Source organism: Acinetobacter sp. T63, from assembly GCF_053852345.1.
This window is the reverse complement of the sequence record NZ_CM132659.1, coordinates 2,166,980-2,193,093: the sequence shown is the minus strand read 5'-3', so window position 1 is coordinate 2,193,093 and position 26,114 is coordinate 2,166,980. Positions and strand designations below refer to the sequence as shown.

Here is a 26,114-nt window from a genome sequence, read left to right as displayed (position 1 = left end):
TTCTTACGTGCAGCGGTAGTTCAGTTGGTTAGAATACCGGCCTGTCACGCCGGGGGTCGCGGGTTCGAGCCCCGTCCGCTGCGCCACTTAAGCTTCTTTAATATTCGTTTGAACCACAATAGTGACTTTGTGTAAGTGCAGCGGTAGTTCAGTTGGTTAGAATACCGGCCTGTCACGCCGGGGGTCGCGGGTTCGAGCCCCGTCCGCTGCGCCATTTACATAAAATGCTTTTGAGGGCGCTTAGCTCAGTTGGTAGAGCGTCTGCCTTACAAGCAGAATGTCGGCGGTTCGATCCCGTCAGCGCCCACCATGATTCTTTTGCGATGCAGCGGTAGTTCAGTTGGTTAGAATACCGGCCTGTCACGCCGGGGGTCGCGGGTTCGAGCCCCGTCCGCTGCGCCATCTCAAAGAATAGCCTTATAAGTTTCCTGAGCTTATAGTGGACTCAAGATTGACAATCTTAATCAGGGCGCTTAGCTCAGTTGGTAGAGCGTCTGCCTTACAAGCAGAATGTCGGCGGTTCGATCCCGTCAGCGCCCACCATATTCAAGCTGTAAAGCTTAAAAGACCTTAATTGCTTACGCAATTACCGTTGCAGCGGTAGTTCAGTTGGTTAGAATACCGGCCTGTCACGCCGGGGGTCGCGGGTTCGAGCCCCGTCCGCTGCGCCATTTTTCATGCCCTGATGTGAAAAATGTGATCAATTACCAAGACTACACACTTCGTTGGTCTTGCGTCGTAAAAAATAATATATTATTTTTTACTCTTCAGGGCGCTTAGCTCAGTTGGTAGAGCGTCTGCCTTACAAGCAGAATGTCGGCGGTTCGATCCCGTCAGCGCCCACCATATCTTTCTTGCCTAAATCTTAAATATTCCATAGAATCCCAGCATTATAAAACAATAAAATGGACTGGATGATCTATGCGCAATCCATATCAACGCAAAGCCGCGTCTAAATCTCAAACTTCAAGCTATAATGTTCAAGATATTTACAAACAGTTTATTGAAATCATGGTCAGCCAGGGACAAGTGTTTGCGCTGTATCATGACGGCTGGGCCTTATGTGCCACACCCACCGGACAGCGCGCTTTTGCGGTCTGGCAAAATAAAAGTCTGGCCAAACTGCTGGTCAAAGACAACTGGGAAAATTACGATATTCAGGAAGTCAGCTTTAAAGATTTTATTGAAAAAGTCCTGCCATTTTTAAGGCAGGAAAGCACACTGGTGTCGATGAATCTTAGTCCTGAAGGGCAGAATGTGCTGGTGGCACCGGAAAAGCTGCTGCTGGATATTAAAAACTATCTTTACCAGATTTATTTGCAAAAACCTGAGGTCTATAAAAACCTGCAACTGCCTTCGCCACGTTCCATTCGCCTTAATTAATATTTATTGGGTATTAATATTCATTGAGCAGCCAACCACTTACATAAGCAAAATATTCGCGTAACCAAGAGTTATAGCGAATATAGAGTGGTGTAGGAGCGCTATAGGGCAAGGGCTGCTGATAGCCCTGTTTGCGGGCAATGGCCAGCGCACGCGGTAAATGAAAATCACTGGTCACCACGGCAATCGGATCACTGAGCTGAATATCGTGTTGTACCAGCAAGGCCTTGGAATTGTGGAAATTCAGAGCGGTACTGGTGCTGCGTGCTTCCAACAGAATTCGTGTTTTCGGAAGATGATGTTGCTCTGTTAAATAGTGCGCCATCACTTCGGCTTCGGTCCACTGATTCCCAAAAGCGGCGCCACCACTGACGATAATGGGAATCTGTGGCAGCTGCTTGGCCAACACTGCCCCGGCATCCAGGCGTTTGGCCAAGGTCGGTGTTGGCTGGTTGTGTTGAATACCACCACCTAAGATCAGAATCGCCTGCGTATTTGGATTGGGTTGGTTATGCAGGCTTTGCCGGTGTAAGTAGCCAAAGAACAGCGCTACACTGAGTAGCCAGGCCCAGAAAGCACCCCATACTAAACGCCAGCCTTGTTGATAGATCGGGCGCTGTCGAATCCAGCGCTGTAGCGGAACATAAGCCAAGGCATAAATGAACAGTGCTGCACCGAACAGCATCGGCAGCAGGGTACCAAAATGAAAGCTGTTCAGACTGAGCAACCACAGACCATTGGCCAGTAGTAGAATTGCAGCCATCAGGCTCAGAAGACGTTTCAGTGGGGCGTGGTTGTGACTCTGCATGGCGGAATGATCATAAATAGCGTGATGTATCTGCAGATTATAAAAGATCAAGATGAAAAAACCGGACATCAAGTCCGGTTTTTTCAATTTTAGTTTTCAGCAAGTTAGCAAAACTTAGTAGACATCACGGCGGTAACGGCCTTCACTGCGTAACTGATCCACCGTAGCTTCACCAAGCAGTTCAATCAGGGTCTGGTCAACATTGCTGGCCATGCCATCAATACTGCCGCAGACATAAATCACGGCACCTTGCTCAATCCAGCGTTGCAGTTCTTCGGCCTGTTCACGCAATTTATGGTGTACATAAACTTTCTGTTCCTGATCACGCGAGAAGGCCACGTCCAGACGCTGCAACATGCCGGTGCTTTGCCATGCAGACACAATAGTTTCATAGAAAAAGTCATGTGCGCGCTGACGTTCCCCGAAAATCAGCCAGTTCTGGGTATAGTCGTGACGGATACGTGCCTGTAACAGACTCATCAGTCCGGCAATACCAGTCCCGTTACCAATACAGATGATTGGACGGTTGTCATCAATCAGGTGGAACGACTCATTGGTGCGAATGCGCAGGGCAATACTGCTCTGTAGCGGCGCATGTTGGGTGAGCCAGCCCGAACCAAGACCCAGTTGACCTTGGGCATCGGATTGCTGACGGACCACCAGACGCAGAATCTGCTGCGATGGAATGCTGGCAATTGAGTATTCACGTGCAGGCAGGGTCGGTAACTGTTCCAGTAACTGTTCCAGATTGGCAAACGGCTCGACTTCAATGGTCAGGTCTTTGTCCCAGAGCGCCTGTTCAATCGGTTCACCGGCCGAATCTAGCAGGGTACCCGGCTGAATCTGATGCTGTTGTATAAAGGCTGCCAGACGCTCAGGACTGTTCCCTGGCTGGATTTCGGCAATATCACCGGCTTCCCAGTGTGCTTCGTGTTGCGGCGCCAGCTCGATATTATAGGCTGGTGCACCCAGACTGTTCGGATTGAGCAGATCACGCTGTTTCAGAATCCAGCTGTCAAAGGTCTTGTGAATGTCCATGCCTTGCAATTCAAGCTGGGTGGCTTGAGCTAGTGCTGTATTCCAGCGCTGGATATCTTCATTGCTGGCATTGTCCACTTCAATGGTGGCAAACAGAGGCTGCGCCTGATTGCGTTGTAACCACTGATCAATTTTATGACCAAAGCTGCAGTAGCTGTCCGGATATTCCCTGGAGCCCAGCGCCAGTACCGCATAACGCAGATGCTGTAAATTGGCCGAGCTGCTCAGGATTTTCTTGTCAAAGCTGGAGGCTAAATCAGGTGCTTCACCGGTACCATAGGTACTGGCTACAAACAGCACCTGTTCTACCGATTGCAGATCTTCCAGACTCAATTGCTGGACCGGTTTCACGGTCACCGGCTGATGCGCTTCCTGCAAACTGGTCGCAGTACGCCAGGCCAGCTGTTCAGCCACGCCGGTTTGGGTGGCGTAGGCAATCAGCCACGGTTTGGCATTTGGATCAACCGTGACGGCGCTTGCGCTATTCCGTGCTGCCTGGGTCAGTTTCTTCTGCTTGCGACGTTTCAGATACAGCATCCAGCCGGTGACAAAGAACAGCGGCATCAGCAGGGAAGCGACCATGGCAAAGAACTGGTACACCGGACCAAAGAAGCTGCCACGGTGAACCGGTAACATGCTGCTCATGATTTTTTCATTGAGTTTTTTATCTTCATACAGGCTGATGTCGGTGAGGCTGGCCGTCTGATAGTTATAGGTTGCACTATTGCGGGCACGTTCATGCTGCGGTACTGCATCGACAAAGTTCAGGCTGACTTCACCATTGGCCTGTTTGGGCAGGTTCAGGGTCATGGTTGAGTAGTCACGTCCCAGTTGTGCCTGTACGCCAATCCAGGTCTGGTTCAATACCGCCTGCATTTGCAGCGAATCCAGTCCTTCTGCACGCTCACCACGACCTTCACGCGCAGCACCTTCGCCACGTTCACGGCCTTGCGGCGCACCACGCTGACCTTGCGGCGCGGCATTGGCCTGCATTTGCGGTTGTGGACGCTCTACGCCCAGCACCTTGAACATGCCATTACGCCACCAGTCATAGGACCAGTACAGACCGGTACAGGCCAGAATCAGGTAGAAAATCACCACCCAGGTGCCGACAACGGCGTGTAAATCCCAGATGAAGTTCCGGCCTTTAAGTTTCGGCTTCACAAAGAACCACTGTTTTACCGAATGCTTTTTCGGCCAGCGTAGATACAGACCACTCAAGACAAAGAAAATCAGCATCAAGGCACAGGCGCCGGTAATCTGCTTGCCGACCGGGCCAACGGTCAGGTTACGGTGTAACTGCTGGATAAACTGGAAAAATTCACGGCCTTTAATCTCGGGTAACACTTCTGCGCTGTAGGGGTTAATCAGCACATTCTGGCCGCGACGTGCGCCTTCTTTGGCAATATTGACACTCGAAGATGCTGCCGGATCGGAGGCGATAGTAATGCTATTAATTTTGGTTTCAGGTTGAGTCAGCTGAAAATGCTGATAGATTTCCGCCGGGGTGAGCTTGGCCCGGTTTTCGACCTGCACGGTATAACTGTCCGGATTCATCCATTTTAGAATTTGTTGTTCATAGGAATAAATCGCACCGGTAACACCCATCAGTGCGAGAATCAGGCCCGCACTAATTCCAAGGAACCAGTGCAGCTGGAAAAATATTTTTTTAAGCATAGCAATACAGCAGCAGTGTGAAGAGAACAATGGGCGAAATTATAACTGAAGAATAGCGAGATGGAATAGAGTTTGAATATAATATTTATTCTCATTATCATTTAGATTGGTACAAACCGGATAAAAAAACCTCCAGCAGGGTGGAGGTTTTTTTGAGCTTACAGGCTTAAAGCTGTTTTGGCTCACCTACAGATTCAAGCAGGTGCTTACGAATGGTTTTAAAAGAAAAGTTTTTAGAATCCAGACGTTTTGGCAAGATATAAGCGCCTTGCTGACCTTTGACGGTAAAGTTCACCAGAATGAAATCCGGGGTAGAATACCATTCATAAATATCTTTCCAGCTAATCGCGCCCATGCCTTCTTGCAGGCCCATTTGCTGACGCATGATGATGCCGTGCGGTTGTACGCCTAGACGGATGCCTTTAATTTCCTGTACCGGAAATTCGTTCATTTTACGTTTGGCATACCATTCCAGACCGAATTTACGGATCAGGAAGTACAGCACTACACAGACCAGAGCCACCCAGCAGAAAATGGTGGAATAGTTCTTGATCAGGATAATCCCCAGAATAGACAGGGCCGTAATAATGCCCATGATCGCCCAGGCTTTGGTGCCAATTTTGTTGGTGCTACGCCAAATTAAAAGCTGGGCATGACGTTGCTCGGCTTCGCTAATGTCGTAGTTCACAGGCTGTAAAGTATAAGCGTATAAATTTTTCGCGGTCATAGTGGAACTAACAAATTTCAAACTCAGAAAAGTTTAGCATTAATTACAGCATTTCAGGAGTCTATTGTTGCAAAATCATCCGAATTATAACGAGGCCAGTTCGGTGGCATCCTGATCACGGTCATGGCTTAAACTCTGTTTTAGCTGACTCAGTTGATGCAGGATGGTCAGCATCAGCGATAACTGCTGCAAAATAATCAGTCCCTGTTGATCTTCCTGATGATTTTGGCTTAAACGCTGCCGGATGGTATGCAGCATATTTTGCGAAGACAGATCGGGTACTTCATCGTTCAGCAAGGCACCGCGAATATCTTCCAGCGCTTTATCCAGCAGGGTTAAAATCTCCGGATCTTCAATTTTTTCCCGGTGTGCGCCCAGCGCGGCAATATAGCTGATAAAGGTATGATTCAGGCACAGCAGTTCAAAGGCTTGAGCTTTTTGCGAGGCATCAAAATCCGGCTCAGTGGCCAAGGTAGAAATGAGCGAAGCTAACTCGGCATCGGTATTATGCGCTGCACGGCGTACCACGCGATAGGTCAGGCCGTTATTGCGCCCGGTTTTGTATTGTTCAACCACTTCGGTCAGATAATCACACTGCGCATTTAAGGCACGACGGATGGTGCGCGGCAAGCGGCGGAATTTCCAGTCCGGGAAAATAAAGCTGACGCCAAACCAGGCCAGTGCACAGCCAATTAAAGTATCAATCATACGCGGCAGGGCGGCGGCAAAGCCCATACCATCGAGGTTAAAGTTAATCAGTGCCAGAATGGTAATAAAGGCGGTGGCTTGTGCATACTGCTTACTGCGTAATTCAAAGAACAGAATTCCGCTGACTACCAGCAGCAACAGCTGACCTTCGACCGATGGAATAAAATATAAGATGCTATAACCGACCAGAATCCCGACCAGGGTGCCGACAATCCGCAGGCGTAAGCGGCGTTTGGTGGCGTTAAAGTTGGGTTGGGTGACAAACAGCGCGGTCAGTAAAATCCAGTAGCCGTATTCAATATTGGTGACCTGGACAAAAATATAGCCAATCAGCAGTACCGCCGATAATCGGATGGCATGCCGGAACAGCACCGATTCCGGAGTTAAATGCTGCTTGATCCGGATGACCATATCATCCCAGCCTTTCAGGTCATCATCTTTAAGCTGGTTTTCAATATGTTTGGTTTTATCCAGCTTGATATAACGCTCGGTTTCCAGGTTGCGTAACTGCGCGTCAATAGATTTAAGGTTCTGATACAGGGCAAACAGGGCATTGACCCAGACCTGATCATACTGCTGTTCGCTACGTAGCTTTTGCAGCGAGTGTTTCAGGTTTTCAAAGGCATGTTTAAAACGTTTGCTGTGAATATAGGGTTCACGCTTCAGGATGCTTTCGCTTAAATCTTTACAGGCCTTGCCCTGAATCGCCAGAATGCGCTGGAAACGGAACAGGATGTCGCTGTGCTCAAAAATTTTGGCCAGTTTCTGATAGTCAATATGCGCAGAGTCGGCACGTTCATGAATATCCTGGGCAATAAAATAATACTGCAGGCTGCGGCGGGTATCTTTCTGGCCACGGTCACCTTTTAAACGGGTCAGTAGCGCGGTTTTCAGTTCATTAAACAGGCCAATCAGCTTGCCATTTTCCATTGACAGGTCAATCAGGCTTTGCTGATAGCTGCCGGGTGTCATATCGACATCAAACAGATTGGATTTGCCAAACAGGAAATCGCCTAACGAGGCATAGCTTTGCGAAAGTTTGTCTTGTAGCTGCCGTACCGGAAACAGTAAAAAGCTGATGGTGGAAATCAGCCCGTACCAGACTGCACCAACCACCAGCAAGGCTGGCTGGGTGTACCAGTCTTCAAACAGGTCCACGCCGAGCATGGCATAAACCGAAATCACCAGACAGCCATAGGCAATGGTGGCATAACGCCGGCCCAGAGAACCAAGCAGAATCAGGCCGATACAGGAGATAATCAGGCCAATGGCAAACAGCACCGGATGTGGAAACAGCAGCTGAATGGAGGCGGCGGTAATAAAAAAGCCGATATAGGTATAAGTCTGGTTCAGGATTCTTAAAGAGAAGCGGTCATCAATATCGCTTAAACCGGCTGCGACCACGCCCAAGGTTAGCGGAATGGTGGCCAGCTGATAGCCGAGCAGATAAGGAACAAAGGCGGTGCCGGCAAAGGCGATCATCATCCGGATGTTATAGATAAAGGCCGTGTTGTAGGCAAAGTGTTTGAGACGTGTGAGCCAGGATTTCAAGACTGTTCCTTAAACGAAGCCAGATGCTATGCAGCGGGCAGCAATTATGTGAAACTTCACTTTCAGTACCCTGAAATAATACTATGGACTGTGTACTTTGTCTTTAAATCAGTCATTTAAAAAAGAAATATGAATATGTCCGATTCCCATGCCAGTGCAAGCCCGCAGCAGTATCCATCTTCCTGGATTTTACTGCTGGCTTTGCTGACCTCGCTTGGTCCGCTATCAATTGATATGTATCTGCCGGCCTTGCCTCAAATGGCAGATGATTTTGGCGTCAGCACGCAAATGGTGGCCAACAGTCTGCCGGCTTATTTTCTGGGGCTGGCGATTGGACAGTTAATTTATGGCCCTTTGAGTGACCGGATTGGCCGTAAAACCCCACTGTATTTTGGTTTGGGACTGTATTTTCTGGCCAGTCTGCTCTGTGTTTATGCCCAGGATGAATGGAGCCTGATTGCAGCGCGGGTGTTGCAGGCCTTAGGGGGCTGTGTCGGGGTGGTAATTGCCCGTGCGGCAATTCGTGACCGGCTGGATATGCAGGCCTCCGCGCAGGCTTTTTCCAGCATGATGATTGTGACCGCCATTGCGCCCATTATTGCGCCGGGTCTGGGGGCCATCGTCCTGAGCTTTTTTGACTGGCAGGCGATTTTTGTCTGTCTGGCCATCATGAGTTTAGTCTGCTGGTTATGTGTTCATTTTTTCTTTCAGGAAACCTTGCCGCCAGAGCGCCGTCTGAAATTGAATTTCTATCAGGTGCTGACCCTCTATCTGGCGATTTTTAAGGACCGCAGTCTTTATTTACCGATGATTGCCGGCTGTTTTACCGGCGGGGCGATGTTCTGTTATATCAGCAGTTCTGCCGCTGTTCTGATGGATGGTTATGGCCTGAACCAGCAGCAGTTTTCGATTGCTTTTGGTGCCAATGCGGTCGGTATTATGCTGGCCTCGACCTTAAACAAGCATTTGGCAACCAGCAGCTCTTTAATGACCCGTTTAAAAATAGGCGGTACGGTGCAGGGCACTGGCGCGCTAATTCTGGTCATCGCCGGGCTGATGAGCCATGCGCCGATTGTTGTGGTTTTTGCCGGGCTGTTTTTAGCTGTGGCCGGAATTGGTTTTACTGGCCCCAATGCCATGGCGTTGGCGATGTCGGAGCAGGGTGCCCGTGCCGGTACAGCTAGCGCGATTATGGGCAGTATGCAATTTAGCTGCGGTTTAATTGGCGGCTTAATGTTGAATGTACTGATCTGGGATGCTTTATTAAATATGGGCAGTGTGATGCTGCTGTTTATTCTGATTGGGGTGAGTGCGATGTATATCATGCATCGGGAGCGGAAATTAAAAACAGCCTAACCCCGATTCATTCTTATAAATAAAAAGAAGAAACCCGGGCGGTTTCTTCTTTGCTCTTTAAGCTGTTGCAGCGTGAGGGCCAGAGCTAAAAAATTATTCTACAAATACGGCAAATTCTTCGACCGGTACGCGCGGGGTAATAAAGCTATTTACAATATGCTCTGGATCGGCATAACCCAAGGCCATACCACAGACCAGTTCTTCATCGGCCGGGGCATTTAAGACCTCCAGTACAATGCGATGAAAACTATTCCATGCCGCTTGTGGGCAGGTGTCCAGCCCGCGTGCCTTGGCGGCAATCATCACGTTTTGCATCATCATAGAAAGATCCATTTTTGAACCAATTTCCAGGTCGCGATGCAGGGTAAAAAACAGGCCTACCGGTGCATCAAACAGCTGAAAATTACGCAGATGCTGCGCGGCCATCTTCTGTTTTTCGCCTTTTTCAATATTGAGCAGGCCATACAGTCCCCAGCCATTTTCACGGCGCCGCTCAATAAACGGCGAGAACCATTGTTCCGGATAATAGGAAAAGGTGGCCTGATAATCGACCGCACGTTCAGGATGTAAATACAGTTCAGTTTGTGCCTGACAGACCCGATCAATGAGTTCCTGACGCTTTTCACCGGTCACCACATACACCTTCCACGGCTGAATATTGGTGCCGGATGGTGCGCGGCTGGCCACGCTTAGAATATCTTTAATCATTTGCGGATCGACCGGACGATCTAAAAAGGCGCGCACCGAATGACGCGAGCTAATGGCCTGATCGACCAGTTGTACTAGTCCTTTATCCATGAAAAATCCCTTAAAATGTTTATGTTCTAATCAACTGTCGCTATATACAATAGTCTAATATTTAACCGGGTAAGCAGCTTTTACTTTTCGATAAAACCATGATAATTCGATATTTTTGCAAATGAGAATTAGAAAAATTGATCAGTCCTTTATCCTTATACGTTAAAAGTGATTTTAATAAAATAAATTAATTGTTAGATTGAAAGCATAAAACGATTACAGTTTTGTGTAATTCTTTATCGATAAGACTTTTAATTATTTGATAAATAGCAAAAGTGTGATGATTAAATGACATTTAAATCAGGGATGCTTGCCATCTGAGTCAGTATTTAAAATGTCTTAAAAGAGCACGGATGAGCATTATTTTTTACTCTGGAGAAACTCATGGATCGTAAAATCCAAACTTCACTTATCACAAAAACATTAGCGGTCGCAATTACAGCAGCAATGGCCTCTACGGTACAGGCAGCAAGCACTGAACAACAACAAATTCAAGAATTACGCCAGGAAGTACAAGCACTCAAAGCTTTAATTCAACAGCAGCAACAGGTTCAGCAACAGCAACAAGTCCAGATCCAGCAAGTTCAGGCGCAACCGGCACCTGCAGCAAAATCGGCTTCACCATTTTCCTTAAAGTCGAAAGGTGGTGCTGAAGTCAATCTGTACGGTTTTGTGCGTGGGGATGCTGCGTATCAAATTGAAGGTGGTAATGGAATTTTTAACCGTATCCACGCCGTTAGCTTGGGCGATGACAATAACGCAACTGAAGACCGTTTTGATTCAACCGCAACCACTACACGCCTTGGTTTAGACTTTAAAGGTCCAGTCGCAGGGAAAGATGTCGGCGGTAAAATTGAGATTGATTTCCGTGGTACTAATGACAGCGTACGTATTCGCCACGCTTACTTAACTATGGACAACTGGTTATTAGGTCAAACCACTTCATCCTTCCTTTCCGGTGAAACTACACCTGAAATGCTGGACTTTAACTCACCACTCGGTATTGGTACTTACCGTACACCACAAGTGCGTTATAGCGACAAACTTAATGCAGACACGACTTATTTTGTTGGTTTAGAAAAAGGGCATGACGATAACAGACTGCCGGCAGCAACCGCAAAGGTTGCACATAAATTTGCTGAAGGTGCAGGTACGCTGACAGGTCGAGCGCTGGTCCAGGAAGTTCGTGCGCGTGATGTAGCTGACGAAACAGATTTTAGCTGGGGCTTGGCTGCGGGTGTAAACTTTAAACCAACTGAAACCTTAACTTTAAATGCCGACTACTCTCATGTAACGGGTGATGACAAGTTTATTCTATACACCAATGGGAATGAGCGTTATTCAGTAGATGGTAATGACATCGACTTAAAAGAATTTGATGCATTTACTTTAGGCGCTACTTTGAAAATTACACCAAAACTTCGTAGTACATTAGGTTATGGTGCAGTCTTTTTTAATGATGCTGTAGATGAAGAAAATGACGAATTACAGCAAGGCTGGTTAAATGTCATGTATAACCCGGTACAACCAATTACCTTGGGTGCTGAATATGTTTACGGTGAACGTGAAACAGCTGATGGCCAAACAGGTAAAGATAACCGTTTTGGTTTAATGGCACGTTATAACTTCTAAGTGCTGAACCAAAAAAGAGGTGGCTTGCCCACTGCTGTCCCATAGTTTGCTTTAAATAAAAAAACCTGAGTCCTAACAGTTAAAATATGAGTGCAAACAAACACTTTAACGACCAGGATTCAGGTTTTGTCACATCAGAATACCGTATTTCATGAGCTAATTAAACCTGTTGTGCGACAGGATTTTGAACAACTTGCTAAAGTACACCATGTTGGACAGAAATTTAGAGCGGCTTCCCGGTGGGATCAGTTTATTGCCATATTGATGTCTCAATTCTCTTGTAGGCAAAGTCTGAGAGATATTCAATCCAATTTGGAGTGCCAACAGGAAAAGCTGAGTCATCTCGGAGCAAAGTCTATTCCCCGAAGCACGCTGGCACGAATCAATGAGCAGCAGCCTGCTGCCTTGTATCAACAGCTATTTTACAAGTTGCTTAAATACTATGAACACTCAAAAGTAGCTCATAAATTTCGCTTTAAGAATCCCTTGTATTCCTTGGATGCCAGTCATATTGACTTGTCGCTTTCCTTATGTGAATGGGCCAAAGTTCACGACTCAAAAGCCAGCATGAAACTCAGTATAGGATTGAATCACAGCAATGATATTCCTGAGTTTGTTGCAGTTGAAAATGGCAAAGAAAATGACATGGTACAAGGCCGCAAATTCCAGTTTCCTGCTGGCAGCATTGTAGTTTTTGATAAAGGCTATGTCGATTACCAATGGTATGCAAATCTGACTGCTCAAAACATTGGATTTGTCACACGTTTTAGGCCTAAATCTGTGTATCAGGTGATCCAGCAACATCCAGTGCTTGAATCCAAAGGTATTCTAAAAGATGAAACCATTCAGCTGAATAGCGCACATGCCCTAAAAAGAAAAGCCCCAGTGTTAAGAAGAATTGAATATAGAGATCAGCAAAGTGGCAAGCACTTTAGCTTTCTCAGCAATAACTTTCATTTAGCCGCCTCCACCATTGCAGCGATTTATAAAGATCGTTGGAAAGTTGAGCTGTTCTTTAAGGCGATTAAGCAGAATCTCAAATTAAAAGCGTTTCTAGGCCGCAGCAGGAACGCAATTCAGACACAAATCTGGATTGCGATGATCGCCTATTTATTGGTGAGTTTCGCTCGACATTTAGGAAAAACAGGTTGGACAGTTCAACGTTTACTCAGAATAATTCAAGTGAATTTGTTTGAAAGAAGAACTTTAAAAGCTTTATTTTCACCCGATAAAATACCCATAAAACAAGAGGAAGCTCAAATGAGCTTCCTCTTGTGAAAAATTGTGGGACAGCAATGGTGGCTTGCCACCTCTTTTTTTTATTTACCGATTTTTAAAAAACAATTTTAAATTCAGTTGCTTAAATTTATAGTTAAAAGCAATAAGTTAGACTAATAGCGAATAGCGTTAAAAAAATAAAGATTTTTAGAGAAAAAGATGCATAATGTGCGATTTTTTAAGCTGTATTGTTCAGCTTTTTCTATGAATTAAGATGTATTTGTTGGCTACATGAAGCAATGCATTTTCTATGTTTAGGAGCCTATATGAGATTATCTTTCTATAGTAAGCCTATTCAGAGATTTCAGCCTGACATTACCCTGCCACTGAAGTGTCTGTATTTTATTTTTCACTCCCTCTTTTTCAGGCAGTGCCGGTTGATATGAATTTGAGGAGCGAAGCTGAGTCTTGCGCTCCAGCTCAGATGCTTCTTCGCCAACTCAGAACTTTTTCTGATTTACATTATTCATATTGCAGAGTTTTCCCGTTTATTTAAATTAAACAGAGCAGCCTTATCATAAAAGGTGCTTATATCATCAGGTTTAAATAATCAGAACCGGAAAACAATAAGCATTGACCATATTAAATGGATATTGCCATGGAATTTACTTTTAATGCGTTTTACACCTTAATTGCGGCTGTAATCGTTCTCCTTTTGGGACGTTTTTTAGTTAACAATATTGATTTTCTAAGACGTTACAACATCCCGGAACCTGTCGCGGGCGGTTTGGTCGCTGCGGTAGTGTCTTTAATCGTGCACAATTTCTGGGGCTACAGCATTACCACCAGTAGTGCGCTACAAACCAGTTTTATGCTGATTTTCTTTGCCTCCATCGGTTTAAGTGCCAACTTTGCCAAACTGCGTGAAGGCGGTATTGGTCTGGTGATCTTTCTGATCGCAATTTCACTATTCATCATTGTACAAAACTTTGTCGGGATTAGTCTGGCGACAGTATTGGGCATTGATCCGCTAATTGGTATGATTGCCGGTTCCATTACCTTAACCGGTGGTCACGGGACTGCGGGTGCATGGGGTGAAATCCTTGAGGTTGAACATGGTATTCAGGGGGCTTTGGCCCTGGGGATGGCCAGTGCGACCTTCGGTCTGATTATTGGTGGTATTATTGGTGGGCCATTGGCCAAACTGCTGATCAACCGTTATCAGTTGGCTACACCACGTACCGATGCGCAAATTGAACAGCGTGACAATACGCCAGTTGAACCGGTACCGGGTGAGTTTGTGCCATTTGAATATCCGCATCAGGTGCGTTTAATTACCGCAGACAATGCCATTACCACTTTAGGTTTATTTGCAGCCTGTCTGGCCTTTGCCGAGTTTATGACTGGTTATGCCAAAGGTACGCTGTTTGAGTTGCCAACTTTCGTCTGGGCTTTGGCTGGTGGGGTAATTCTGCGTAACGTATTAGAAGGTATTTTCAAAGTCACTATTTTTGACCGTGCGATTGACGTATTTGGTAACGCTTCATTGTCTTTATATTTGGCGATGGCATTGCTGTCATTGAAATTATGGCAACTGGCAGATCTGGCGGGCCCGCTAATGGTCATTCTAGGCGCGCAAACCATCACCATGGCCTTGTATGTGGCCTTCATTACCTTCCGTGTTATGGGTAAAAACTATGATGCTGCTGTACTGGCTGCGGGTCACTGTGGTTTTGGTATGGGTGCAACACCTACTGCGGTTGCCAACATGCAGGCCGTTACCAATATGTACGGTGCTTCTCATAAAGCCTTCCTGATTGTACCGCTGTGTGGTGCTTTCTTTGTCGACTTGATTAATGCGACTGTCATTCAAGTCATTCTTAAGTTTTTTGTTTAAGTAATTTGAGTGGAAAAGCCTTGTTAAAAGGCTTTTCTTTTTAGGATGACTCAATCAGCAAAGGGTGCGAAAAAATGAATGAACAATTAAATGAAACCCTAATGTCCTGGGTGACGCTTCTAAATACCCCGCTGTGGGATTTTCTGGTGATCTTTCTGGTTGGTGTCGGGATATTTTATACCCTGATCACCGGCGCTGTACAAATTCGCCTGTTCTGGCACAGTATTAAAGCCATGAGGTCGAGCCGTAAAAAAGGCGAAGACAGTTATGGGATTACCCCATTTCAGGCCCTTGTGACCGGTTTGGCCAGTCGGGTCGGGGTCGGTAACGTTGCCGGTGTTGCGATTGCGATTGCGATTGGTGGTCCGGGTGCGGTGTTCTGGATGTGGTTTACCGCATTTTTAGGCATGAGTTCGGCCTTTGTCGAATCTTCACTGGCGCAGCTATTTAAGGTGCGTGATACCAGCAACCATCAGTTCCGTGGTGGTCCGGCCTATTACATTACCCAAGGCCTGAAACAGAAATGGCTGGGTGTAGTATTTGCGGTTGCCCTGATTTTAACTTACGGTTTCGTGTTTAACGCGGTGCAGGCCAACTCGATTATCAGTGCCACATCACATGCCTGGGGCTGGAATCAGGCCAATCTGACTGTTCCAATGGGTGCATTCAGTTTTGAACTGTCCTGGTTGGGTCTGGTTCTGGTCGTCATGACCGCCATGATTATTTTTGGCGGGATTAAACGTATTGCCAAAGTGGCAGAGAAATTTGTCCCGATTATGGCGCTGCTGTATCTGGTGGTGGCATTGTATATCGCCGTGATTAACCTGCCGATTATTCCGGATATTTTCCGCCTGATTTTCAGCAAGGCTTTTGAATTTGATGCCGCTGCCGGTGGTTTCTTTGGGGCGATGGTGTCGATGGCGATGATGATGGGCATCAAGCGTGGTCTGTTCTCCAATGAAGCGGGGATGGGTTCTGCACCAAACGCGGCTGCTGTGTCGGATGTAAAACATCCAGTGAATCAGGGGCTGGTACAGATGCTGGGCGTATTCGTGGACACCTTTATTGTCTGTTCATGTACCGCAATTATCATCCTGTCTTCCGGTTTATATCAGAATGCCGGTTTTGAAGGGGTGACCCTGACCCAGATGGCGCTGGAAAGCCAGATTGGCCATTGGGGCGATGACTTCCTGGCCATTATCCTGTTTATGTTTACTTATTCGTCGATTATTGGGAACTACGCCTATGCCGAAGGTAACGTGCAGTTCATTAACAACAACCGCAAGATCATGCTGATTTTCCGTCTGCTGGTGCTGTTTATGGTGTATTTCGGCGCGATTGCCACCGTACCACTGATCTGGTCGATGGCCGATCTGTTTATGGGCGTGATGGCCACCATCAACCTGTTTGCCATTTTACTGCTGACGCCATTTGTGCTGATGTTGCTAAAAGACTTCAAAGCACAGCTGAAGCGTGGCGTGAAAGAGCCGGAATTTAAACTGGACAATCATCCTAAATTTAAAGACCGGGTTAATTCCGATATCTGGTAATGCAAACAACAACAGCCTCATCATGAGGCTGTTGTTTTATCAAGAGAATATTCTTTTAGATGCGTTAGCTCAGCAAAGACAGCAAACCCATATACACGCCAAAGCTACCAATCAGGCTGACCCACACCGGCAGTTTGCTTTTCAGTAAAACAATCACAAACATCACAAACGCCAGATCCAGCACTGATGTTAAATAATCCTGTCCCATATCAACAATGAGCGCGAGCAATAAACCCACCACCGCGGCATTAATACCAATCACCGCATGTTTGATTTTGTCCTGATGCATCAGCCAGGACCAATGCGGCAGGGTAGCAAAAATCAGAAAGAACGAGGGCAGGAAAATGGCGATGGTGGCAATGATCGCGTTCAGCACAGGATAGGCAGTTAAATCCAGAAAATAGCCGACATAGCTGGCAAAGCTGAATAAAGGACCCGGCATGAGCTGGGCAAAGGCATAGCCTAAATCAAACTGCTGGGCTGAGATCATGCCGGTACTGACAAAGTCCTGATGCAGCAGCGGTAAAATAATATGCCCACCACCAAAGACCAGTGCAGCAGACTGATAAAAGCCTAAAAAGCCTTCAGCCAGCAGATGCGGATTGATCCAGTTCAGCGCACCGAGCAGCAGAAACGGACAGATCAACAAGATTAGCCAGAGTGTAGTTGAGCCGAAACTGCGCTGTTCCAGCTGAAAACTCGGCGTGGTATTACTACCAGTTTGAGGTTGTGTTTTGGCAATCCACATGCCGGCCAGACCAGCCAGCACAATCACCAGAATCTGGTTATATGACAGTGGCAGGAACCAGATCATGAGCGCAGACACAAGCATCAGCAGGTATTGCCACCAGCTTTTGCAAAAGCTTTTCAGCATTTGCCAGAAGGCCCAGAACACCACCGCCAGTACAATCAGTTGAATGGCATGAAAATACGCCGAACTGATCCACGGGAATAACTGCTGACCGATAAAGGCCAGTAGGGTCATCAGCAAGGCCGAGGGCAGGGTAAAACCCAGCCAGGCCACCACCGAGCCTAAATAGCTACGTTTTAAATAGCCAATGGCCAGTCCAACCTGACTGCTGGTCGGGCCGGGCAACAGTTGCGCTAAAGCGACGACCTGGGCATAGTCTTCATCTTTGAGCCAGTGCAAACGCTGCACAAAAGTCTGGTGAAAAAACACCAGATGCGCGGCTGGGCCCCCAAAAGATAAGCATCCCAGCTTAAAGAAAATCAGAAAAATCTGTGAATAAGATAAAGAAGACATTGGCTAGAATTTTAAAAAACCCGACTTAAGTTTAAACTGAGCAGATGACAGTTTAACGAATTTAAACAATGCACTGCAGAAAATCTCCTTAGACTACAGCAGGCCTGTCGAGTTCAGATCAAGGAATTCATGTTGAATAAAAATCTTGGCTTTATCAGTGTGATGGGGGCAGTCATGCTGACCTTAGGCGCCTGTCAGCATCTGCCAGAACAGCATCAGGGGGTGTCCTCTCAATTACTGGCGACCCCGGCAATGGCTGAGGCCAGCCAGCAGAATGCACGCATGAACTTTAAAACATTGCCGCAATATACCGGACAGGACCCGGTCATTGCCTTGGTGCTGGGCAGCGGCGGCGCGCGCGGTTATGCTCATATTGGCGTGATTGAAGTGCTGGAGCAAAATGGCATCCGTCCGGATTTTATCGTCGGGACCAGTGCCGGCAGTATTGTCGGGTCGATTTATGCCAGCGGCAAAAGCGCGCATGAGCTGCGTCAGATTGCCCTGAACATGAAAGCCAATGATGTCCGTGACATCAAACTGGATATGAAAGGTTTCTTCGATGGCAAAAAAGTCGAGAACTATGTCAATACGCAGGTCAACCAGTTGCCGTTAGAGCAGCTGCCAATTCCGATGTATGTGGTGGCCACTGAATTAAAACAGGGCAAGAAAGTGGTGTTTAATGCCGGCAATACCGGACAGGCGGTACGGGCTTCGGTGTCCATTCCAAGCATGTTTATTCCGACCCGAATTGCCGATGCCGAATATGTCGATGGTGGACTGGTCAGCCCGGTGCCGGTAAATGTCGCCCGCGAGCTGGGTGCGGACATTGTGATTGCAGTCGATATTCTGGCCCAGCCGATGTATACCGAAACCAGCCATGTCTGGGGACTATTTAACCAGAATATTAATATCATGCAGAAGCATCTGGCCCAGGAAGAGCTGAAACATGCCGATATTGTAATTCAGCCAGATTTACGCGAAAAAGCACATATTTTTGATGTGCAGGGCCGCGAAGCCACCATGCAGGCCGGTGTAGTGGCGGCTTATGGCAAGCTGGGGCAGATTTCGCAAGTCTATCAGCATAAAGGCTATGCCGATGGTCACCGGATTCAAACCTATAACCTGCAACAAAATACTGTTGAGATACATTCGGGGCGCTAGAATGCTGCCGGTTTTTTCTATAACTTAAGTCGAATAAAAATGGCAAGAATGCTCATATTGAAATTTGCTTTTGGCGTTAATTGCCTGATGTTATTCAATAAAGGTATTTCGATTCATGCTCAAAAGGTTGTGATTAATATTTAAAGTTTATATATAAGTGTATTTTAATTCAGCTATTTAAGTTTACCTGTTGTTAATAAAGCTCTTATACTGGCCGCATCAGAATATAACGATTTATCTTAGAAGCTAAAACTGAGCAGGGCATGAGCATGAAGCAATTACACATTGGACAATCTGTACAACTGGCCAACATGGAACAAATTATTTTTACCATTAAAAAAATTAATGCCGATGGTTCCTATGAAATTGAAGCCCAGCTCGATGTACAAAATGTTTTAAATTATGGTCACGTGTCGCCGGAAATGTTGCGTCATATCAACCCGGCTTAAAAGCTCAGGCAGTAAAAAGTCCAATTTTGGGCTGAACTCATCTGCCCGAATGGAAAAAATCCACCTCCTGACGCGCCTGCTGAAATCCTGTTCAAGTGGTGTCGGGATGTGGATAAATAATTGAAAATTCAAGTAATAGCGCAAAACACTATATATTTTTCTAAATAATACCCCAATCACCATAAATAATAATGATGACTTTATTGCCGAATTGAACATTTAATTTGTGTTAAAAACGATATAATAATATTCACATATCCTGTCTTTTATAAGAGCCGAAAACAAGATGTCCCCATTAGATCAGCTTAAACCCATCTTAGAAGATCAATCTGAATTAACCATGTCGGTGTTAATGACGCCAGATATGGCAAACTTTTCCGGTAATGTTCATGGGGGAACAATTCTAAAATTACTGGATCAGGTGGCTTATGCCTGTGCCAGCCGTTATTCAGGCAGCTATGTGGTGACACTTTCGGTAGATAAAGTGAACTTTAAGGAACCAATTCATGTCGGTGAGTTGGTGACTTTCCTGGCCAGTGTGAACCATGTAGGCCGTACTTCCATGGAAATTGGCATTCGCGTCGAAGCGCAGAACATTCAAAAACGCACCGTGCGTCATACCAACAGTTGCTATTTTACCATGGTCGCAGTTGATGAGCAGGGCAAACCCAAACAGGTGCCGGCCTTAAATCTGGACAATGACTGGAAACGCTGCCGTTTTGAAGCGGCAGAACAGCGTAAAGTGGCACGTTTACAGGAAGGTACTCATCCATCTTGCAGTATTTACAAGAAGTCGATTTAAGTCCGACTTTCACTGTGTTGAAGAAAGACCTGAAATTTCAGGTCTTTTTTTATTGCCAAATTTTTTCATACCAGACGACAAAAGAATCACTCGCCAGCCGGCACCAACTGGCTTATTATAAAACGATACGTATCGTTTCGTTTTGGGCTAGGTATGGAAACTGAAAAATCATCACGGCGGCAGCAATGTATTTTAAATGCTGTGGTCGAGGCACTGGCAGAGTATGACTATAGCCATCTGACCATTGAGGATATTGCCACGCGGGCCGGTGTGGGGAAATCGACCATCTACCGCTGGTGGAAACATAAATCCGAACTGGTGTTCGATGCCTTTAAGCTGCAAACCGCCTCGATTTTTGAACTCGACTTTAGCCAGTCTTTGCAGTTTAACCTGACCCAGCAATTGTTTAAGCTGAGTCAGGCGCTGAACCATCAGGTTGGGCGGGCGGTACTGGTGGTGATGGCCGAGCAGCGTGAAACTGCCGCAGCATTTTTTCGTGAATATTTGCTGCCACGGCGTGAACAGATGCGCAAGCTGATTCAGCTGGCGATTCAGCGTGGCGAAATTGTGGCGCAGTATCCGTTTGAACTGATGCTCGACACGCTATATGCACCGATTCATTACCAGATTATTTTCTTTAACCGGATGCCCGATGCCGACTATATTCAGCAGCTGATTGAGATGGTGCTGGCACCAGTCCGGGTTCAGCCGCTTATTGATGCGCAGGAGCGCTAAGCCTATGTCTGCTCAAAGTTCTGCTGCATTATGGAATCGTGCATTTATTCTGTGTCTTTTCAATAACCTGTTTCTGTTTGTTTATTATTTTGCCCTGCTAGCCGTATTACCAATTTATATCATGAATGATCTGGGCGGCACGGTCAAAGAAGCCGGTTTGGCTCTGACCCTGTTTCTGGTGTCCTCGATTGCCATCCGGCCGTTTTCCGGTTTAATCGTGGAAAAGCTGGGCAAGAAACTGTCTTTTCGTGGTTCTGAGCTGTGCTTTGTGCTGTTTGCCTTTTGCTATATCTGGATTGACAGCATGTGGAGCCTGCTGCTGGTGCGTTTTTTACATGGCATCTGGTTCAGTATTTTAACCACGGTGGCGGTGCCGGTGGCCAGTGACTTTATTCCAGAAGCGCGTAAAGGCGAGGGCATTGGTTATTTTGTGATGTCGACCAATTTGGGCGTGGTTTTTGGGCCTTTAATTGCCTTAACCACCATCCAGTTCACCAGTTTTCGGGTGTTGTTTGCCGTGCTGGCAGTGATTATGGCGATGGGTTTTCTGTTCTGCCTTAGCCTGAAATTACAGGATGATCGGGTCAAACCGGCCAATCCGCCCGATCCATCTGCCATGAAACCCCGGCTGAGCCTGCATGATATTGTCGAAACCCGGGTCATTCCGGTAGGGCTGGTGGCAATGCTGACTGCCTTGGCCTATTCCAGCGTGATCAGTTTTATTACTGCCTATAGTGAAGCCAAGCAGTTACTGGCCTATACCAGTCTGTTCTTTGTGGTCTTTGCTGTGTCCATGATTGTGGTGCGGCCGTGGGTCGGCAAGCGTTATGATCGTAAAGGTCCAAGTGCGGTGATGTATCCGTCCTTTGTGTGTTTTGCCATGGGACTGGTGATTGTCAGCTTTTTATCTAATCCGTGGATTTTATGGCTGTCGGCGGTGTTTATTGGTATTGGCTACGGCACCTTGTTTCCGTGTCTGCAAACCGTGGCCATTCAAACGGTCAATAAACAGCGCATGGGTCATGCGATTTCAACGTTCTTTACCCTGTTTGATCTGGGGCTGGCACTCGGTTCCGTGCTGATGGGCATCCTGATTGCCTGGATGGGCTTCCAGCTGACCTATTTACTCTGCGCCGTGCTGGTGCTGTTGACCTTGCTGCTTTACAAAGCCATGGTCACACCAACCTTGCGTCAGGCTCCCTAAGAGGCTTCAACATGGAATTAAGACATTTACGTTATTTTGTTGCGGTGGCAGAAGAGCTGAACTTTACCCGGGCCGCAGCCAGAATGTATACCGTGCAGCCATCTTTAAGCCAGCAAATTAAAGATCTGGAACAGGAGGTCGGGGTGCAGTTATTGCTGCGTTCCAACCGTAAAGTAGAACTGACTCCAGAAGGCGAGGCCTTTTTAAAGCAGGCGCGTTTGTGTCTGGACTATGCCGACAAAGCCATTCAGGAAGCGCGGCAAGTGGCACAGGCGCAAAAAGCACAGTTGAATATCGGCTTTGTGCCGGTGGCCGAAATGAAAGTGTTTCCTTATATCATGCCGAATATTCGTGCCCAGTTTCCCGATTTAAAAATCCATTTTCATAGCCTGCCGGATGCCGAGCAGTTTAAGGCCTTAAGTCGGGCGGAAATTGATATTGCTTTTACCCGCTATCCAGATGAATCGGGAGCGTTTGAGTCAATCCGGATTTTTGATGAACCACTGACCCTGATTGTGCCGAAGGATTCTCCGGCGGCCAGCTTAAAACATATCAGCATCAAAAGTTTTCAGCAGCAGGATTTTGTGATTAGTGATGAGCACGCCTCACCGCAGCTGTACAAAATTATTCAGGACTTTTTAAAGCAGTCTAGGCTGGAGATTCATGTGGTGCAGCATTCCACCAATATTCTGATGAACGTTAATCTGGTCGGGATGGGCGTCGGCTGGAGTCTGGTGCCCGCTTATGTGATTCCGCTACTTGGCGATAAAATTGTGGTGAAAAACACATTGGAACCACTGCCGATGATTGGCCTCTATGCCAGCTATCGCAAACAACATCGCAGCGAAGCGATTGAGCTGATTTTAAAAGTATTGAAAGCACAGTTTTATATGGATTTTGGCTAAAGCAAACGTGTTACGCCCAACTACATATCGGCGCAGCCGGTTTTTTAAAATTGGTGAAGCCGTTAAAGATGGACACAAATCAACAGCGTTTCTCGCCGGACAGCAGGCTTAAAATATAAGCATTGATGCACTGTCGAGGAACTCCACATGCAACTGTATACGCATCCTCAATCACGTGGTCAGACCCTAATGCCGCTATTACAGGAGCTGCAGATTCAGGATCAGATCGAGATTATTCAGGTCAGTTGGGAAGATCTGCAACAGCCAGAGTATCGGGCCATGAATCCTTTGGGCAAAGTGCCGCTACTGGTCGATGGCCCGGTTTTTATTAGTGAAACCCCGGCAATTTTTGCCTATCTGGCTGATCATTTCTTTGAACAAGGTTTGGCCCCGGCCCTGGATGATCCGCAGCGCGGCGCCTATTTCAAATGGCTATTTTTCTGTCATGGCCCATTAACCGAATGGATTGACTTGAGCAATTTCCAGATCAGTCAGGCCCAGCTCGAACAGCATAAACGCGGTTTAGGGATGGGATTGCCGGAAGATCTGATGGCGTTTTTAAAACAGGGACTGCAGCAGGCCAACCCCTATTTGCTCGGTGAGCGTATGAGTGCCGCAGATTTGTATCTGGCGTACTGGCTGGCCTATGCCATTGCTCTGAAGGCCATTCCTTATCTGGAAGAATTCCGGCCGTATCTGCAATGGATGGCGCAGCGGCCATCCTTAAGTCAGGTGATCTGGTTTCAGCAGCTGGATCAGCATTGAAACAGCGGCATGAACATGAGCGCGAATAGCAAAAAACCACGCCTGAGCGTGGTTTTTTGAAGGGTTCATCTTATTGGGCATGCAGTTTCTGGAACAGTTGCTGACTGGTACTTTCCAGGGTTTGCGGAATTGCCAGCGCCGCAACGAAACGGTCAGGGCGTAAAATTACCACCGAGCCTGTGGTTTTGCCAAACCAGCTGCGAATTTCTGTGCCCAGATCACCAATGGTAATCACATCTGCAGAGTGTTTCGGCTGTGGATGTTTGAGCTGCACCGCAGGAATTACCTGAATAAATTTCACCCCCAGTTTCTGCCATTGCTGCATGCTGCTGTCAGACAGTCCCCATTTTGGATCAACCCCCCAGGCGATAATCGCAAAGTCATTGCCCAGTACGTCATCCAGCAGCACCGTTTCACCTGAGGCCAGTTGTACCTGCGGCTGAATAAACATTTTACCGACCGGCGAGTGTTTATCGGTTTGTGGCAACAGGGCGCCATCCTGATATTTCGGCATCGGCTTAAAGCGCATTTCCAGCAAATACTGTTTGATTGGCTTGATGTAATTCAGCACATAGGAAATACCATCACGGATAATACCTTGCCATTGTTTTGGCGGTGCCAGCACATGCCCGGCCATCACCGATAAATCAATCATGGCTTTGGCATGGTCTTTACGTTCAATCTGGTATGAATCGAGCAGCTCGGCAGCGGCTTTGCCCTGAATCACCAGCGCCATTTTCCAGGCCAGGTTAAAGGCATCACGCATGCCGCTGTTATAGCCCTGACCCTGCCACACCGGCATAATATGTGCTGCATCACCGGCCAGTAAAATCCGGTCAACACGGAATTTTTCGGCAATACGCGCATTGTGGGTATAGACGCGCTGGCGAATGACCTCGATGCCATCGGTGGTTGGCAGTACTTTAGACAGTAACTTGGCGATATTTTCCGGTTTGCTCAGTTCTTCCTGGGTTTCGCCCGGCATCACCATAAACTCGAAACGGCGGATGCCATGTGGCAGGGCGGCGGACACATAAGGACGCACCGGGTCACAGCACAGATAAATATGCGGCGTGGCCAGTGGATCATTATCAATATCAATCACAATCCACTGGTTCGGAGCTGTTTTACCATCAAAGGCAATATTCAGACGACGGCGTACCAGAGAGTTGCCGCCATCGCAGGCAATCAGATATTGTGCCTGAATCACTTCCTGCTGACCCTCACGGGTATGCAGTTTGAGCGTCACGCCGTTGGCATCCTGAATAAATTCGGTCAGTTCCCGGGAAAAAAGCACTTGGGTCTGTTCATATTGGGTCAAGCCGTTTAACAGCACCTGATCAACCTGCGGCTGGATAAAGGCATTACGGCGCGAGAAACCAAATTCGCGGGTCAGCGGTTGAATATCGGCAAAGCAGCGGCCTTTCGGGGTAAGAAAACGCATGGCATGATTGGGCGTGGTATGCGGCAAGACCTGATCGACCAGACCTAAAGACTGAATGGTCCGCAACGATTCATCATCAATCCCGATGGCGCGTGGGTAATCAATCAGGCGATCCAGCTGTTCCACCACCATCACCTGAATACCTTGTTTGCTTAAATAATTGGCGATGGTTAAGCCGACCGGACCGGCACCCAAAATTGCCACTTCAGTTGTATAGTTTGTTGTGTTCATCGCGAGGTCCATCAATCACGTCAGATTAACGCCCATTAACGGTGAAAGGCCGGGATTCAACAAGTTATGCCATAGTGGAAACAGAGGGGGACTGTAGAGGATAGTAAATAAGATGATTTTTATAATTTGTTGATTAGATGAATATTTATAATAAAAATACAATCATTCAGGATGATGTTACGATCATTTATTTCTATAGTAAGAAGATCATTTTTATAAAAGTGAAACCGCATCAAAGCGGTTCCACCTTCACGCAATAGTATTGAATACGGTGCTGCCATCAAAGATAGCAACGCACAGTATGGCAATTATTAACGTGCAGTTTTCTCTTTTTCATCGCTTGATACGGCTTCAGACGCAGGCTGATCTGCTGCCCCGGCATTGGCCGCTGCTGCTGGCTGCTCCTGGGTGCTGACAATCACTTTGTCTTCAGTTTGGGTATTGGCTGGTGCTGCCGGTGCAGCAAAAGTGGTTGCGGTAGCAGCCGCAAACGTGGTCGCAAGTAAAATTTGAGTTAATTTCATGTTAGGCATCCTTTAATATTCATTTTAGAGTTGACCTCGTATGCACATCACCTGCATCGAGGACAGGCTTCATGCTATGCCGCAGTAGGAGATTGAGCAATCGAAGCAACAAAGCAAAAAATCTGCTTAACATTGGCTCTACATGAATGAAGAAAATGTAGCAATTGGGTAAGAATTTACCGTTTTTTGCATCTAAAATCGGCGAACTTACAGAGGAGATAGCTCGAACTATCCCCATGCCAAGATAAATAAAATTACATTGCTACCGATATTGCAGCGTTACAGGA

General features: G+C 46.9%; 21 protein-coding genes and 7 tRNA genes. 20 read left to right on the top strand and 8 right to left on the bottom strand.

What is annotated here, in order from left to right; genetic code table 11:
* The first annotated feature begins 9 nt into the window (after window positions 1–9).
* The 8 genes from ACVLR6_RS10535 to ACVLR6_RS10500 all read left to right on the top strand — a co-directional run bounded on the left by ACVLR6_RS10535 (window position 10) and on the right by ACVLR6_RS10500 (window position 1,383).
* A tRNA-Asp gene (locus ACVLR6_RS10535) sits at window positions 10–86 on the top strand.
* Between the two features lie 51 nt (window positions 87–137).
* Window positions 138–214: transfer RNA gene (locus ACVLR6_RS10530), tRNA-Asp, on the top strand.
* 20 nt (window positions 215–234) lie between these two features.
* A tRNA-Val gene (locus tag ACVLR6_RS10525) sits at window positions 235–310 on the top strand.
* A gap of 15 nt (window positions 311–325) precedes the next feature.
* Window positions 326–402, top strand: a tRNA-Asp gene (locus ACVLR6_RS10520).
* Window positions 403–467: 65 nt separating this feature from the next.
* A tRNA-Val gene (locus ACVLR6_RS10515) sits at window positions 468–543 on the top strand.
* A 51-nt stretch (window positions 544–594) separates the two neighbouring features.
* Window positions 595–671: transfer RNA gene (locus tag ACVLR6_RS10510), tRNA-Asp, on the top strand.
* A gap of 99 nt (window positions 672–770) precedes the next feature.
* Window positions 771–846 (top strand) — tRNA-Val (locus ACVLR6_RS10505).
* A 75-nt stretch (window positions 847–921) separates the two neighbouring features.
* Entirely contained in the window at window positions 922–1,383 is a 462-nt protein-coding gene (locus tag ACVLR6_RS10500; RefSeq protein ID WP_005179520.1) for a DUF2750 domain-containing protein, read from the top strand.
* Window positions 1,384–1,396: 13 nt separating this feature from the next.
* Here the strand turns inward: ACVLR6_RS10500 and ACVLR6_RS10495 are convergent, their stop codons facing one another.
* The 4 genes from ACVLR6_RS10495 to yccS form a co-directional block, all read right to left on the bottom strand.
* Entirely contained in the window at window positions 1,397–2,191 is a 795-nt protein-coding gene (locus ACVLR6_RS10495; protein WP_455995152.1) for a YdcF family protein, read from the bottom strand.
* Between the two features lie 114 nt (window positions 2,192–2,305).
* Window positions 2,306–4,906 carry a PepSY domain-containing protein gene (locus ACVLR6_RS10490; protein WP_455995150.1) on the bottom strand — a complete coding sequence of 867 codons (2,601 nt, stop codon included), beginning with the start codon at window positions 4,904–4,906 and terminating at the stop codon, window positions 2,306–2,308.
* A 166-nt stretch (window positions 4,907–5,072) separates the two neighbouring features.
* The gene (locus tag ACVLR6_RS10485) at window positions 5,073–5,633 is read right to left on the bottom strand and encodes a YcxB family protein (protein WP_005179510.1); all 561 of its coding nucleotides are present in this window, start codon (window positions 5,631–5,633) and stop codon (window positions 5,073–5,075) included.
* Window positions 5,634–5,717: 84 nt separating this feature from the next.
* Entirely contained in the window at window positions 5,718–7,892 is a 2,175-nt protein-coding gene (yccS, locus tag ACVLR6_RS10480; RefSeq protein ID WP_104488698.1) for a YccS family putative transporter, read from the bottom strand.
* 135 nt (window positions 7,893–8,027) lie between these two features.
* Here yccS and ACVLR6_RS10475 point away from each other — a divergent pair, with 135 nt between their 5' ends.
* Window positions 8,028–9,248: a multidrug effflux MFS transporter gene (locus ACVLR6_RS10475; protein WP_455995148.1), complete on the top strand. Its 1,221-nt coding sequence runs from the start codon at window positions 8,028–8,030 to the stop codon at window positions 9,246–9,248.
* Between the two features lie 93 nt (window positions 9,249–9,341).
* Here ACVLR6_RS10475 and ACVLR6_RS10470 read toward each other — a convergent pair whose 3' ends face one another.
* Window positions 9,342–10,046 (bottom strand): nitroreductase, encoded by a 705-nt coding sequence (locus ACVLR6_RS10470; protein WP_455995146.1) that lies wholly within the window; start codon window positions 10,044–10,046, stop codon window positions 9,342–9,344.
* Window positions 10,047–10,430: 384 nt separating this feature from the next.
* Between ACVLR6_RS10470 and ACVLR6_RS10465 the strand changes: the two genes are divergently transcribed.
* The 4 genes from ACVLR6_RS10465 to ACVLR6_RS10450 all read left to right on the top strand — a co-directional run bounded on the left by ACVLR6_RS10465 (window position 10,431) and on the right by ACVLR6_RS10450 (window position 16,343).
* Window positions 10,431–11,678 carry a DcaP family trimeric outer membrane transporter gene (locus ACVLR6_RS10465; RefSeq protein ID WP_455995144.1) on the top strand — a complete coding sequence of 416 codons (1,248 nt, stop codon included), beginning with the start codon at window positions 10,431–10,433 and terminating at the stop codon, window positions 11,676–11,678.
* 126 nt (window positions 11,679–11,804) lie between these two features.
* Complete coding sequence (locus tag ACVLR6_RS10460; protein WP_005176703.1) at window positions 11,805–12,956, top strand: IS4-like element ISAbe18 family transposase; 1,152 nt, start codon at window positions 11,805–11,807, stop codon at window positions 12,954–12,956.
* 598 nt (window positions 12,957–13,554) lie between these two features.
* A complete protein-coding gene (gene gltS, locus ACVLR6_RS10455; RefSeq protein WP_168389851.1) occupies window positions 13,555–14,793 on the top strand; it encodes a sodium/glutamate symporter in 1,239 nt (412 codons plus the stop codon).
* A gap of 74 nt (window positions 14,794–14,867) precedes the next feature.
* Window positions 14,868–16,343, top strand: coding sequence for an alanine/glycine:cation symporter family protein (locus ACVLR6_RS10450; RefSeq protein WP_160241105.1), 1,476 nt, complete (start codon window positions 14,868–14,870; stop codon window positions 16,341–16,343).
* Between the two features lie 64 nt (window positions 16,344–16,407).
* On the opposite strand, the gene chrA is transcribed toward ACVLR6_RS10450, so the two are convergent.
* Window positions 16,408–17,607 carry a chromate efflux transporter gene (chrA, locus tag ACVLR6_RS10445; RefSeq protein WP_455995142.1) on the bottom strand — a complete coding sequence of 400 codons (1,200 nt, stop codon included), beginning with the start codon at window positions 17,605–17,607 and terminating at the stop codon, window positions 16,408–16,410.
* Window positions 17,608–17,736: 129 nt separating this feature from the next.
* Between chrA and ACVLR6_RS10440 the strand changes: the two genes are divergently transcribed.
* From ACVLR6_RS10440 to ACVLR6_RS10410, 7 genes are all read left to right on the top strand, one after another.
* On the top strand, window positions 17,737–18,768 hold the full coding sequence (locus ACVLR6_RS10440) for a patatin-like phospholipase family protein (protein ID WP_104491508.1): 1,032 nt from the start codon (window positions 17,737–17,739) through the stop codon (window positions 18,766–18,768).
* Between the two features lie 269 nt (window positions 18,769–19,037).
* Window positions 19,038–19,217, top strand: a complete 180-nt coding sequence (locus ACVLR6_RS10435) for a hypothetical protein (RefSeq protein WP_225876368.1) — start codon at window positions 19,038–19,040, stop codon at window positions 19,215–19,217.
* Between the two features lie 286 nt (window positions 19,218–19,503).
* Window positions 19,504–20,019, top strand: coding sequence for an acyl-CoA thioesterase (locus ACVLR6_RS10430; protein ID WP_005179490.1), 516 nt, complete (start codon window positions 19,504–19,506; stop codon window positions 20,017–20,019).
* A 153-nt stretch (window positions 20,020–20,172) separates the two neighbouring features.
* Window positions 20,173–20,754, top strand: a complete 582-nt coding sequence (locus ACVLR6_RS10425; RefSeq protein ID WP_104488704.1) for a TetR/AcrR family transcriptional regulator — start codon at window positions 20,173–20,175, stop codon at window positions 20,752–20,754.
* A 4-nt stretch (window positions 20,755–20,758) separates the two neighbouring features.
* The gene (locus ACVLR6_RS10420) at window positions 20,759–21,958 is read left to right on the top strand and encodes an MFS transporter (protein ID WP_127801585.1); all 1,200 of its coding nucleotides are present in this window, start codon (window positions 20,759–20,761) and stop codon (window positions 21,956–21,958) included.
* A gap of 11 nt (window positions 21,959–21,969) precedes the next feature.
* Complete coding sequence (locus ACVLR6_RS10415; RefSeq protein ID WP_075174579.1) at window positions 21,970–22,863, top strand: LysR substrate-binding domain-containing protein; 894 nt, start codon at window positions 21,970–21,972, stop codon at window positions 22,861–22,863.
* Window positions 22,864–23,010: 147 nt separating this feature from the next.
* Window positions 23,011–23,628: a glutathione S-transferase family protein gene (locus ACVLR6_RS10410; RefSeq protein ID WP_005179481.1), complete on the top strand. Its 618-nt coding sequence runs from the start codon at window positions 23,011–23,013 to the stop codon at window positions 23,626–23,628.
* A gap of 70 nt (window positions 23,629–23,698) precedes the next feature.
* On the opposite strand, the gene ACVLR6_RS10405 is transcribed toward ACVLR6_RS10410, so the two are convergent.
* Both ACVLR6_RS10405 and ACVLR6_RS10400 read right to left on the bottom strand, forming a co-directional pair.
* Window positions 23,699–25,303, bottom strand: a complete 1,605-nt coding sequence (locus tag ACVLR6_RS10405) for a bifunctional 3-(3-hydroxy-phenyl)propionate/3-hydroxycinnamic acid hydroxylase (RefSeq protein ID WP_168390807.1) — start codon at window positions 25,301–25,303, stop codon at window positions 23,699–23,701.
* Between the two features lie 311 nt (window positions 25,304–25,614).
* The gene (locus ACVLR6_RS10400) at window positions 25,615–25,827 is read right to left on the bottom strand and encodes a hypothetical protein (protein ID WP_104488708.1); all 213 of its coding nucleotides are present in this window, start codon (window positions 25,825–25,827) and stop codon (window positions 25,615–25,617) included.
* Between the last annotated feature and the right edge of the window lie 287 nt (window positions 25,828–26,114).

Coding starts and splice junctions, on each gene's coding strand:
- ACVLR6_RS10470 (WP_455995146.1), bottom strand. CDS start 10,046: ATGGATAAAGGACTAGTACAACTGGTCGATCAGGCCATTAGCTCGCGT.
- ACVLR6_RS10420 (WP_127801585.1), top strand. CDS start 20,759: ATGTCTGCTCAAAGTTCTGCTGCATTATGGAATCGTGCATTTATTCTG.
- ACVLR6_RS10495 (WP_455995152.1), bottom strand. CDS start 2,191: ATGCAGAGTCACAACCACGCCCCACTGAAACGTCTTCTGAGCCTGATG.
- ACVLR6_RS10415 (WP_075174579.1), top strand. CDS start 21,970: ATGGAATTAAGACATTTACGTTATTTTGTTGCGGTGGCAGAAGAGCTG.
- ACVLR6_RS10410 (WP_005179481.1), top strand. CDS start 23,011: ATGCAACTGTATACGCATCCTCAATCACGTGGTCAGACCCTAATGCCG.
- ACVLR6_RS10465 (WP_455995144.1), top strand. CDS start 10,431: ATGGATCGTAAAATCCAAACTTCACTTATCACAAAAACATTAGCGGTC.
- ACVLR6_RS10425 (WP_104488704.1), top strand. CDS start 20,173: ATGGAAACTGAAAAATCATCACGGCGGCAGCAATGTATTTTAAATGCT.
- ACVLR6_RS10490 (WP_455995150.1), bottom strand. CDS start 4,906: ATGCTTAAAAAAATATTTTTCCAGCTGCACTGGTTCCTTGGAATTAGT.
- ACVLR6_RS10405 (WP_168390807.1), bottom strand. CDS start 25,303: ATGAACACAACAAACTATACAACTGAAGTGGCAATTTTGGGTGCCGGT.
- ACVLR6_RS10475 (WP_455995148.1), top strand. CDS start 8,028: ATGTCCGATTCCCATGCCAGTGCAAGCCCGCAGCAGTATCCATCTTCC.
- gltS (WP_168389851.1), top strand. CDS start 13,555: ATGGAATTTACTTTTAATGCGTTTTACACCTTAATTGCGGCTGTAATC.
- ACVLR6_RS10400 (WP_104488708.1), bottom strand. CDS start 25,827: ATGAAATTAACTCAAATTTTACTTGCGACCACGTTTGCGGCTGCTACC.
- ACVLR6_RS10450 (WP_160241105.1), top strand. CDS start 14,868: ATGAATGAACAATTAAATGAAACCCTAATGTCCTGGGTGACGCTTCTA.
- ACVLR6_RS10430 (WP_005179490.1), top strand. CDS start 19,504: ATGTCCCCATTAGATCAGCTTAAACCCATCTTAGAAGATCAATCTGAA.
- ACVLR6_RS10500 (WP_005179520.1), top strand. CDS start 922: ATGCGCAATCCATATCAACGCAAAGCCGCGTCTAAATCTCAAACTTCA.
- ACVLR6_RS10485 (WP_005179510.1), bottom strand. CDS start 5,633: ATGACCGCGAAAAATTTATACGCTTATACTTTACAGCCTGTGAACTAC.
- ACVLR6_RS10440 (WP_104491508.1), top strand. CDS start 17,737: ATGTTGAATAAAAATCTTGGCTTTATCAGTGTGATGGGGGCAGTCATG.
- ACVLR6_RS10435 (WP_225876368.1), top strand. CDS start 19,038: ATGAAGCAATTACACATTGGACAATCTGTACAACTGGCCAACATGGAA.
- chrA (WP_455995142.1), bottom strand. CDS start 17,607: ATGTCTTCTTTATCTTATTCACAGATTTTTCTGATTTTCTTTAAGCTG.